This is a genomic window from Sorangium sp. So ce327 (assembly GCF_051530205.1).
Taxonomy (GTDB): domain Bacteria; phylum Myxococcota_A; class Polyangia; order Polyangiales; family Polyangiaceae; genus Sorangium; species Sorangium cellulosum_B.
Genome location: NZ_CP150330.1, coordinates 9,874,962 through 9,886,967, shown reverse-complemented (window position 1 = coordinate 9,886,967; position 12,006 = coordinate 9,874,962). Strand labels below are relative to the sequence as shown.

The window sequence follows — 12,006 nt, the reverse complement described above, 5'->3', positions numbered from 1 at the left end:
GGGCGCTCGTGCAGACTCCCGGGGTTTGGGTGGGCGGGAGACAGAGAAAGAGAGAGTACACAGGGAGGCGGGGAGGCGGGGAGGCGAGAGAGAGTACAGACAAGGGCGGAGGCGAGAGATGGATAGCATCGTTCGAGCTCGCTCGGGGCCGGCTGCCTCCAGGTCGCTCGTTTTGTAGGGGGGCGGGGGACGTCAATTCTGCGCAACTGAGTCTGGCTCCGCGTCGACATGCGGGTATGAACACAGAGTCGGCGATAGGGAGATTGTGGGAGCTATCCGAGCGAGTCCTCGGAGCGTGCATCGAGGTGCATCGCCACCTCGGTCCCGGGCTTCTGGAGTCCGCCTACGAACAATGCTTGTGCCATGAACTGTCGCTCACCGGTTTGAGCTTCGCGAGACAAAGGCCGCTGCCGGTGATCTATAAGGGAGTTATGCTCGACTGTGGCTATCGACTCGACGTTGTTGTCGAGGAGAAGCTCGTGCTAGAACTCAAGGCCGTCGATCACCTGCTGCCAGTCCATGAAGCTCAGGTGCTCACATACCTGAAGCTGACGGACCTGGACGTCGGACTACTCGTCAACTTCAACACGCCGGTGCTTCGCCGCGGGATCCGCCGCCTGGTACGCCGCGGCACGGAGGCTGTGCGGCTCGCCCGGTTTCGCATCGAAGACGACCACTCCGGCACCACGAGCCGCCCGGCATCGACCGAACCCGAAGCAGCCGGCGCTGAGACTGCTGATTCGAACGACTGATCTCGGCTCTCGCCTCCCCGCCTCCCCGCCTCCCTGTGAATCTCTCCCTCTCCGGGGGCCGGGGCGTGGCGGACGCACAGCCGGAGGCGGCGCGCGTGGGTGACACGGCGCGGCCGCCTCATCAGGAGGTTGCCGGACACAACCCGGGCCGGGGGCTCGGCAAGATCTCCTGCCGAGCCAGGGACGAACTCAGTCGCCGAGGACCCAGCTCAGTGTGACGGCGGCCCGCTCTCGGGCACGCTCTCCGCGCCGAGCGGCCTGGCCCTCGACCTCCGGAGCGACCGCCCCTCCAGCGGGTCGGCGAGCGCGGGCCTGACCGCGGCCGCGATGCGCTGCTGGATCGCGCGGGCGACGTGCGCGACGTGGGGCGGCTCCAGCATCGTGAAATGGTTGCCGGGCACCACCTGGAGCGCGAACTCCCCTCGCGCGAGGTCCATCCAGGCATGGACGGCGGCCGCGTCTTCCGGGCTGATCTGCTCCCGCGCGCGCAGGAACAGGACGCTGGCGTCCGTCGGCTGCGGCGCGTAGCTCGAGAGCGCCTGCCACGTGCTCGTGACCTCGGCGCGGAGCCGCGCGTCGTCCTCCATGGCCGCCATGAAGCCGCGGTATCTCTGGGACGCGATCGCCTGGATCTTCGCCATCTCGTGGCCCAGGGCGCTCGCCGGAGAGCGGTCGCTCGCTCCCTGTACGCTGCCCGTGTCCAGCAGCAGCAGCAAAGGCACCTTGCGCCCCTGCGCGAGCAGCTGCTGCGCCATCTCGTACGCGACCACGCCGCCGGCCGAATGCCCGCCCAGGAGGTACGGACCCTCGGGCCTGACGCTCAGGATCTCCTCCACGTACCGGGCCGCGATCGCGGGGACGGACATGGCGCTCATGAAGCTCGGCTCGTTCGGATCCGCCCCGGTGGGTTGAATCCCGTAGACGGGCAGCTCGCCGCCCAGGCGCTGCACCAGGGGCCGATAGAGGTGCACCGTGCCGCCGAGCGGCGGGATCAGGAACAGCGGCGTGGCGTCCGGCGCCCCCGCCTGCAGCGAGACGAGGAGCTGTCCGGCAGCGCGCCTGGCCGTGAGGACCGCGGCGCTCCCGCTCCGCTGCGTCATCGCGGGGCTCAGGGGCGCCGGCGAGCTCGGAGGCAGCGCTTCCCGGACGCGCTCGGTGAGCACCGCGACCGAGGGAGGCCCCGACGGCTCCGGCGGACTCCAGATCTTCGACGGCAGGGATCGCTCCGTGGCCGGGCCCACGGTGCAGGTGGTGTCGAGCATGTGAGCGGTGCGCTCGAACGGGTACGTGGGGAGCGGCACGCGCCTCCGGCGCTCGTCCCGGGAGAACGCGGCCCAGTCCACGTCGACGCCGGCGCACCAGAGCCGGCCCACCGCGACGAGCAACGCCTCGAGGTCGCCGGCGCCCTCGCCCGGGCCCGCCAGGGTGGTCGCGACCCGTCGCTCCGCGTCCGGGTGCCGCGACGCCACGGAGGCCAGGGTGGAGCCGGGCCCGACCTCGAGGAGGGCGCGATCGGCCGACGCGAGCAGCGCGGCGATGCGATCGTCGGGGCCAGCGGAGCTCGTGGCCTCCTCCTCCGCGCGCCCGCGCAGCGCGACCCGCACGACCGCGTCGTCGAGCGAGAGCGTGCCGGCGACGCACGCGGCGGCGACCTCGCCCACGCCATGCCCGAACAGCGTAGCCGGGCGGATCCCCCACGACATCAGGAGCTGCGCCAGGGCGACCTCGGTCGAGAAGAGGGCGGCCGCGGCCACGCTAAAGCGCGGAGAGCCGATCTCCGCGCCCCCGCGGGCGCGCTCCTGCGCCTCGGGGAAGAGCCAGTCGCGGAGATCGACCGACAGCTCGCGGCGGAAGAGCTCGGCGCATTCGTCCAAGCTCTCGCGGTAGGCGCGCTCCCGCAGGTAGAGCTCGCGCCCCATGCCGGCATGCTCCGCGCCCGCGCCGGGGAACAGGAAGACGACCTCCGGAGGCCGCCTGCCGGCGACCTGCGTGAAGACGCGGGCGGGGTCGCGCCGATCGAGGAAGGCCGCGCCCGAGGCCGGATCCGCGCACACCACCGCGCGGCGGTGCGCGAAAGGCACCCTGCCGCGCTGCAGCGTGAACGCGACGTCGGCGAGCGAGCGCTCTGACGCGCGCCGCAGGTGCTCGGCCAGCCGATCGGTGCTCCTCTCGAGCGCGGCGCCTGTCTTCGCCGAGACGACGAGCAGCTGGCAGCGCCTGGACGGGCCGGACGGCGCCGTCTCCGGCGCCTCCTCGAGCACGGCGTGCGCGTTCGTGCCGCCGATGCCGAAGGCGCTCACCGCGGCGCGGCGCGGGGCTCCGCCGCGCTTCCACGCGCGCGGCGCCGAGTTGACGAAGAACGGGCTGCTCGCGAGATCGAGCTCGGGGCTGGGCCGGCGGAAATGGAGCGTCCCGGGGATGAGCTCGTGCTCCAGCGAGAGCGTCGCCTTGATGAGGCCGGTCACCCCGTTCGCCGCGCGGAGGTGGCCGAGGTTGCTCTTCACCGACCCGAGCGCGCAGAAGCCGACCTGATCGGTCGCCTTCCGGAACACCCGCGCCAGCGCGGCCACCTCGATCGAGTCGCCGAGCCGCGTGCCCGCGCCGTGCGTCTCCACGTACGTGATGCTCTCCGGGCTCACGCCGGCAGCGGCGTGGGCCCGCGCGAGGGTCTCGACCTGCCCCTCCAGGCTCGGCGCCGTGTAACCCACCTTGAGCGCGCCGTCGTTGGTGACGGCGGATCCGCGGATCACGGCGTGGATCGTGTCGCCGTCGTCCAGCGCGTCCTTCAGCCGCTTGAGGACGACGAGGCCGACACCGCTGCTCGCCACGATGCCGCTCGGCTCGGCGTCGAAGGGCCGGCAATGGCCGTCGGGCGAGGTGACCCGGCCTTCCTCGTAGAGGTAGCCGATCCTCTTCGGCGTGAGGATGCCGACGCCTCCCGCGAGGACCATGTCGCTCTCCCTGGTGACGAGGCTCTGGCAGCCGAGGTGCACGGCGACGAGCGACGTCGAACAGGCCGTCATGACGCTCACCGCGGGCCCCCGGAGCCCCAGCTTGTAGGCCACGCGCGTGGTCAGGGAGTCGGTCACGTTCCCGGTGTAGATCCGGTGGTGCTCCGAGTTCGGCGCGGCCGGAAGCGGCCCGACCTGCTCGATCCAGTAGCTCGGCGCGTCGCTCCCGGCGAATACGCCGATCGGCTTCGGGTAGGCGAGCGGGTTGTAGCCGGCGCTCTCCATCGCCTCCCAGGCGCATTCGAGGAAGACGCGCTGCTGCGGGTCCATGAGCACGGCGTCCTGCGCGCTGTAGCCGAAGAACGCCGCGTCGAAGCACATGACGTCCTCGATCACGCCGGCCGCAGGAATGAACCCGGGCGACCGGTAAAGCTCCGACTCCACGCCGAGCGCCTTCAGCTCCTCGATTGAAAGGAAGGAGATCCCCTCGCCACCGCCCTTGAGCATCGACCACAGCGCGTCGACGCTGCGCGCCTTCGGGAAGCGACCCGCCATTCCGATGATGGCGATGGCGTTCTCGGGGAGCGCCTCCCGCGCGGGCGTTCCGGTCGCGGGGGCCGCGGCGCCGCGCTCGCGCCCGGAGGCCGCGCCCTCTCCCGGGGCGGCCGCCCGAGAGCCCCTCTTCAGACGTGCAGAGAGGCTGCGGATCGTCGGGTACTGGAACAGCTCCATGAGGGGCACGTCCTCGCCGAGCCGCGCCCGGATCCCCGCGCGGACCCGGGCGAGGAGCAGCGAGTGACCGCCGATCTCGAAGAAAGGATCGTCGAGGCCGACCTCGTCGATGCCGAGCACCTGGCGCCAGATCTCGGAGACGATCACCTCGATGTTCGAGGCGGGCGCGGGGGGCTCCGCCCGCGGCTCGGGTCTCGCGCGATCGTCGGCCGGAAGGGCCCCGATATCGACCTTCCCGTTCGCGGTGAGCGGCAGCGCGTCGAGCTTCACGAAGGCGGCCGGAACCATGTAATCGGGGAGCTTCGCCGCGGCGAGCTCGCGCAGGCCTCGAGGCATGACGCGCGCCTTCTGCCTCCGGAGAGGGCTGTTCGCGAGCGACAGGGCCGGCGAGGTCTCCCCGGGCCGCGCCTGGACCCAGGCGCGCGGCCGCGGCGCGCCGCCCTCCGAGCGTTCGACCGCGCGTTCGACCGAGCGCTCGAAGAGCACGTCCATGCAGCCTGGGCCCGAGGTCCTCGACGCGGTGATCCGGACCGAGCAGCCGAGGCGCGCGCCGAGCGCCCACAGCGCCTCCGGCTCGATCGCGGCCGCCGCGCTCCGAGCAGCGAGCTCGGCGCGGTCCAGCTCGGCGCCGCCCCCTTCCCGCAGCCGGCTCGCGGCGACCACGTCGGCGTATACGCGCGCGTTCGGGATCCCCGGGACCAGAAGCGCGCCGGAGCCCCCCTCGCGCAGCGCTCGCTCGACGCCCGCGAGGCCCTCCGAGGCAGCCCAGTCCAGGGATCGGCCGATGGCGATGGGCTCGGGCGCCACGCCCACGTGCAGGACCACGTCATAGCGGAAGCGCGTCATCTCGTCGGCGCCCGAGCCCCGCTTGAGCCAGCACTCCACGTGCTCCACGCCCGGGACCTGGCCGGTCAGCGCGTGAAAGAACTCGGGCGCGAGGACGAGCTCTTCCTCGCCGAGGGCCGCCCGCCGCACCCGGGCAAAGAGCTCGGCCGAGGTCACGCCCGCGGGCGCGCGGTGAAGCTGCACCGAGGTGTGAAACGCCTCGAGCAGGGGAAGGCTCCTGATGTCGCCAAGGAACACGACGCCGCCGGGCGCCGACGCGCGCACGGCGCCCTCGATCACCGAGCGCAGGTAATCGGCGCTGGGGAAATACTGGACGATCGAGTTCAAGACGATCACGTCGAAGCTGCCCGGCTCGACGCCGCTGAAGTCGTTCGCCTCCCGGCGCTGCAGCGACACATGCGAGAGCGTGCCGCGCGCGAGCTCCGGGCGGAGCAGCGAGATCGCCTTCTCCGAGAAATCGGTCCCCAGGTAGGCGGCGCACTGCGGGGCCAGCTGCAGGAGCAGGAGCCCCGTCCCACAGCCGATCTCCCACGCCCGGCGCGGCTGGAACGAGAGGATCCGCTCGACCGTGTGATCCCGCCATGCGCGCATCGCTCCGGCGTCGATGGGCTCTCCGGTGTAGCTGCTGTTCCAGCCCGTGATGTTGAAGTCCGGGTCCACGCCGGCGCCGGCCTTCCCGTAGGTGCCGTCGTACAGCGCCTGCCACGCCGAGACGTGCTCCGCTTGCAGGGCCGGGGCCTGATCCGCGGCGCCGCCGTCATCGAGGCGAGGGATCACGTAGGCGACGAGCCGCTTGTTGCCCGGCGCGTCTTCCCGCGCCACCACGACGGCCTCTTCCACGGCGGGGTGCTCCCGCAGCACGGCCTCGATCTCGCCGAGCTCGATGCGGTAGCCGCGGATCTTCACCTGGCTGTCGACCCGCCCCAGGAACTCGATGTTTCCGTCAGCGAGCCACCGGGCGCGATCGCCGGTGCGGTACATGCGCGCGCCCGGCTCGTCCGCGAACCGGTCGGGGAGAAACCTCGCTTCGTTGAGCTCGGGCCGGTTCAGGTACCCGCGGGCGACGCCGGCGCCTCCCAGGTAAAGCTCGCCGGGGACGCCCACCGGGACGAGCTCACCGCGCGGATCGAGGAGGTAAACCCGCGTGTTGTCGATGGGGCGACCGATCGACGGGTCGGGGGTCGCAGCCCCGCCGCTCGGCACGACACAGGAGGTCGCGACGACGGTCCCCTCGGTCGGACCGTAGTTGTTCACGACCTCGAAGGGGAGCCCTGCGCCTGGCCAGACGCGGAGCTTGTCTCCTCCGGTGAGCAGGTACCGGAGCGCGACGGAAGCAGGCCAGTCGAGGCGCAGGAGCTCCTCGGCCACCGGCGTCGGCAAGAACGAGACGGTGATCCCTCGCGCGAGGAGCCACGTCTTCAGCTCGTCCGGGGAGCGGCGGAGCGGCTCCCCGGGGATGAACAGGCACGCTCCCGCGCACAGGTACGGCCAGAGCTCCCATACCGACGCGTCGAAGCCAGGGCTCGCGACGAGGGTCGCGCGATCCGCGGAGGTGACGGCGAAGCGCCGCACGTGCCACGCGACCAGGTTCATGAGGCTCCGGTGCTCCACGAGCACGCCCTTCGGGCGGCCCGTCGAGCCCGACGTGTAGATGGCATAGGCCAGATCCCGGGGGCCCGCGCACACCGGAGGGGGCGACCCGTCGCGCGCCGCCATCTCCGGCCAGTCGGCGTCGAGGCGGATCACCGCGCCCGCGAACGGCGGGAGGCGATCGGCGAGGCGCTCCTGCGTGAGGAGCACCGGCGCCCCCGAGTCCTCGAGGAGGAACGCCAGCCGCTCTCTCGCGATCTCCGCGTCCACAGGGAGATACGCCGCGCCCGCCTTGAGGACTCCGACGATCCCGACCACCATCTCCAGCGAGCGCTCCGCGCAGATCGCGACCAGGGACTCGGGCGCGACGCCCAGCTCGAGCAGGCGGCGCGCGAGCTGGTTCGCCCGGCGATCGAGCTCCCCGTACGTGAGCGAGCCGCGATCGGACACGACCGCTGCGGCGTGCGGCGCGCGCGCCGCCTGCTCCTCGAACAGATCCAGGACGCGCCGGTCGCGAGGGAAATCGGCGCCGGTGTCGTTCCAATCGACGAGCAGCCGGCGCCGCTCGCGCTCCGGGAGCAGCGGCATCGACGAGACGGAGCGCGCTGGGTCCGAGGTCGCGGCGGCGAGGAGCGTGAAGAGGTGACTCAACAACCGCTCCATCGTCGCCCGCTCGAAGAGGTCGGTGCTGTACTCCAGCATCCCGGCGACGCCCCCGGCGCTCTCCCAGGCATAGAGCGAGACGTCGAAGATCGTCTTCCTCGTGTCCGTGTCGATGGCGCGCGCCTCGATCCCGCCGAGGTGGAGCTCGCGCTCCGCGGGCGGCTGCGGCGCGAACACGATCTGCACGAGAGGGCTGTAGCTCGGGTCGCGCTCCGGCTGGAGCTCCTGGACGAGCCGCTCGAACGGGAGCCCGTCGTGCGCGTAGGCGTCCAGGCACACGTCCCTCACGCGGCGGAGCAGCTCCTCGAACGACGGCCCGCCGGAGACGTCGATCCGGATGGGGACCACGTTGACGAAGAAGCCGATCGCCGCCTCGAGATCGGCGTGATCCCGGCCCGCGCTCGGCAGGCCGACAAGGAGGTCGTCGCGTTGCGTGGTGCGGTGGAGCAGGACGGCGAACACGGCCAGGAGGACCATGTTCACGGTCACGTTGTTTCGCGCGCCGAGGTCCCGGACCGCCCTTCCGACCTCCGGATCGAGCTGGAACGGGAGGGTCGCGCCGCGGAAGGTCTGGACCGCCGGCCGGACGTGATCGCTCGGCAATTCGAGCAAGGGTGGCACATCGAGGAGCCGCTGCTTCCAGCCGGCGAGCAGCTCCGACAGGACCTCTTCGGTCATCTGCTCGCGCTGCCACGAGGCGAAATCGGCGTACTGGAGCGGCGCGTCCGGCAGCGCCGCCGGAGCCCCCCGGCAGAAGGCATCGTAGAGCGCCGCGATCTCACGGTAAGCGACCTCGAGCGACCAGCCGTCGACGGCGATGTGGTGGATGTGCAACCAGAGGACGTGATCCCGAGGCCCGAGCCGGAGCAGCCCTGCGCGGAAGACGGGGCCACGCTTCAGATCGAAGATCCTCTGAGCTTCCGACGAGAGGTGCTGCTCCGCCTGGGCCTCGCGCTCCTCCCCGGAGAGGTGCTGGAGATCCGCGACCTCGAGCCGGAAGGAGGCGTCCTCGGCGACGATCTGGACGGGCTGGCCGTCGAGCTCCGTATAGACCGTGCGCAGGATCTCGTGTCTGCGGACGAGCTCACGGAGGCTCCTGTCGAGCGCAGGGACGTGGATGTCTCCGGCGAGGCGGAAGGGACAGAAGCAATTGTAGGCCCTGCTCTCCGGCGCGAGCCGGTGGAGGAACCACATGCGCTCCTGCGCGAACGACAGGGGGATCGATCCCGCCCGGGCGCCTCTCGGAATGGCCCGAACGCTCCGCGCCGCGGCGCGCTCCTCTCCGCTGATCAGCGCCGCGAGCGCGGCGATGGTCGGGTGGGCGAAGAGCTGCTGGAAGGTGACGTGGATCCCGAAGGCGCCGCGCAAGCGGGAAAACAGCCGGAGCGCGTGCAGCGAGTCGCCGCCCAGCGCGAAGAAGCTGTCGTGCACGCCGGCGTGATCGACGCGCAGGAGCTCCTTCCAGAGGTGCGCCAGCTCCTCTTCCAGCTCGGAGCGCGGCCCGAGGAGCGCGCCCCGGAGCTCCCGACGAGCGCCGCTCGGCGCGGGAAGCGCCTTGCGGTCGAGCTTCCCGTTCGGCGTGGTGGGGAGCGACGCGAGCAGCACGATCGCGGACGGGACCATGAAGCTCGGCAAACGGCTCTCGAGAAAGGCGAGGAGCGCCGGAGCCAGCACGCGCTCGTCGCTCGCCGGGTCGCCCTGGCTCGTCCGGTGAGGGACCACGTAGGCAACGAGCGTCTTTTCCCCGGGCGCGTCTTCGCGCGGCACAACGATGGCCTCGCGTACCTCGGGGTGCTGGGCCAGCACCGACGCGATCTCGCCCACCTCGACGCGGTGGCCGCGGATCTTCGCCTGGTCGTCGACCCGACCGAGGTACTCGAGGTCTCCCGACGGGAGGTAGCTCGCGAGATCACCTGTCCTGTACAGGCGAGCGCCCGGGTCGTCGCTGAACGGGTGCTCGATGAACCGCTCCTGCGTGAGCTCGGGCCGGCGGAGGTAGCCGCGCGCGAGGCCCGCGCCGCCGACGTGAATCTCTCCGGGGACGCCGACCGGGACGAGCGCGCGGTTGCGATCGAGGAGGAGCACCTGCGTATCGGGGACCGCGCGGCCGATCCTGCTCGACCAGGGCCGCTCGAGATCGGACAGGCCGACAGGGCGGTAGGTGACGAACATGGTGGTCTCGGTGGGTCCGTAGAGGTTGAGGATCGCGGGCACCCTGTCGCCGTGGCGCTCCCACCACGGCTTCAGCGCGGTCACGTCGAGGGCCTCACCGCCGCAGATCACGAGCCGGAGCGCGAGTCGCTCTCTGGCCTCCGGCTCGATCGTCTCCTCGGCGTGGACGAGCAGGCGGAACGCCGACGGCGTCTGGGTGAGCACCGTCACCCCCTCCTCGCCGAGGAGCCTGTAGAACAGCTGCGGCGCGTGGATCACCGGCCGCGGCACGACGACGAGGCGACTGCCGTGGAGGAGCGCGCCCCAGATCTCGAAGACGGAGATGTCGAAGGCGAACGAGTGGAACGTCGTCCACACGTCCTGATCGCCGAAGCGGAACCATCCGGCGGTGGTGTCGAACAGGCGAAGGACGTTGGCGTGGCTGACCATCACGCCCTTGGGCTTCCCGGTCGATCCCGAGGTGTAAATGATGTACGCGAGGTTCTCCGGACCCTCGTTCGGCGAGGGCGCCACCTTGTTGTCGGGCTGCCGGTCGATCATGGCCCGATCCGCGTCGAGGCACACAACCCTCGCGCTCCCGCTCCCGCTCCGGAGCCGGGAGGCGAAGCGCTCCTCGGTGAGGATCACGGGGACGCCGGCATCTTCGAGCAGGAAGGCGAGCCGGGCCTCCGGATAAGAGGGGTCGAGCGGGACATAGGCGCCGCCGGACTTGAGGATGCCGAGCAGCGCCACGATCATCTCGAGTGATCGTTCCAGGCAGACGCCGATCGGGACCTCGGGCCCCGCGCCGCTCTCTCGGAGGAGGTGGGCTATCTGGTTGCTCCTTCGATCCAGCTCGGCATAGGTGAGACGCTGTCGCTCGAACACCACCGCCACCGCGGACGGGGCGCGCCGGGCGTGCGCCTCGACCCGCTCGTGCAGCCGATCGCGCGGCGGATCGAACACCTCGCCGCGGTTCCACGCGAGCAGCGTACGGCGCTCCTCCTCGGTCAGGACCGGCAGCTCCGAGACGCGCTGCTCCGGGTCGCCCGCCGCCCCGCACAGCAGCACCGCCCAGTGCCCGAGCAGCCGCTCGACCGTCGCGCGCTCGAAGAGGTCTCGATTGTAATCGGCGCGCGCGAAGAGGCCCGCGCCGGTCTCCTCGACGCGGACGGCGAGCTCGAAGGCCACCTCGGTCGCCTCGAGCGCCACCTCCGTCAGCGTGAGCAGAGGGCCTCGCTTCGGCTCCAGCGTGCTCGGCTCGCTGGAGAAGATGGCCTGGACGAGCGGTGCGCGGCTTGGATCCCGCGGCAGCGAGAGCTGCTCGACAAGAGAGGTGAACGAGAGATCCCCGTTCTCGCTCCCCTCCTGCAGGGATCGGCGCACCTGGCGCAGGAGCGCGCGAAAGCTCGGATCCGCGCCCAGCCTGCCCCGTACGGTCACGAGATTGCCGAATGCCCCGATGAGGCCTCGGGTCTCCTCGTCTCGTCCGGACAGCGGAACGCCGATGAGGATGTCGTCCTGGCCGGTATGGCGGTGGAGCACGGCGTGCATTCCCGCAAGCAGGACGGCGTTCAGCGCCACGTCCTCCTCCCGGGCCAGCGCGCGGAGCTCTTGCACGAGCTCCTGATCGAGCGCGCACGCCACCGAACCTCCTGCGAAGGTCCGCACCGCGGGCCGCGGCCGATCCGTCCGGATCTCCAGCGCCTCCGGTGCCCCCGAGAGCTCGCGACGCCAGTGCGTGAGCTGCTGGTCGAGGAGCTCGGCGGTCCTGTGCTCCCGCTGCCGTCGTGCGTGGTCCTGGTAGCGTATCGGCGGCGCCTGCAGCTCGACGCCATGATAGCCGTCGAATAGCTCCGAAAAGAACAGCGCCACGCTCGGTTTGCCATCCGAGAGGAGGGGATGCATGGAGAGCGCGATGAGGTGGCGCCTCGAATGCACCCGGATGAGGCTCACGCGCCAGAGGGGGCCGCGCTCCGGATCGAGGGGCAGAGCGATCTCCCGGCGGGCCATCGCGAGCGCGGCTCCCTCCGAGGCGGGCTGCCCTTCGGCGCCGAGATCCACCTCGAGGAAGGCGATGTCTGCCCGCGGCGAGACGACCTGCACCGGCTGCCCCTCGTGCTCTGCGAAGGATGTCCTCAGGATCGCCTGACGCCCCGTGAGCTCCTCGATGGCATGGACCAGCCGGGGCACATCGAGCTCGCCGTCCAGCCACGCCGCGCCCCCTTCGTTCAAGCCCGGCGCGGCGCCTCCGCCCCGGCCGAGCAGCCAAGCACGTTCTTGCTCCAGAGAGAGCGGCGAATAGGAAATTTCATTCATCG

At 71.3% G+C, this 12,006-nt stretch carries 2 protein-coding genes; one reads left to right on the top strand and one right to left on the bottom strand.

Going from position 1 to position 12,006, the window contains the following annotated elements; translation table 11 throughout:
• The first annotated feature begins 236 nt into the window (after window positions 1–236).
• A complete protein-coding gene (locus WME95_RS37025) occupies window positions 237–752 on the top strand; it encodes a GxxExxY protein (RefSeq protein WP_437904031.1) in 516 nt (171 codons plus the stop codon).
• Window positions 753–961: 209 nt separating this feature from the next.
• Here the strand turns inward: WME95_RS37025 and WME95_RS37020 are convergent, their stop codons facing one another.
• Window positions 962–12,004 carry an amino acid adenylation domain-containing protein gene (locus WME95_RS37020; RefSeq protein ID WP_437904030.1) on the bottom strand — a complete coding sequence of 3,681 codons (11,043 nt, stop codon included), beginning with the start codon at window positions 12,002–12,004 and terminating at the stop codon, window positions 962–964.
• Between the last annotated feature and the right edge of the window lie 2 nt (window positions 12,005–12,006).

What these genes read in the sequence shown, in the direction of transcription:
- WME95_RS37020 (WP_437904030.1), bottom strand. Translation starts at nt 12,004, where the DNA reads ATGAATGAAATTTCCTATTCGCCGCTCTCTCTGGAGCAAGAACGTGCT.
- WME95_RS37025 (WP_437904031.1), top strand. Translation starts at nt 237, where the DNA reads ATGAACACAGAGTCGGCGATAGGGAGATTGTGGGAGCTATCCGAGCGA.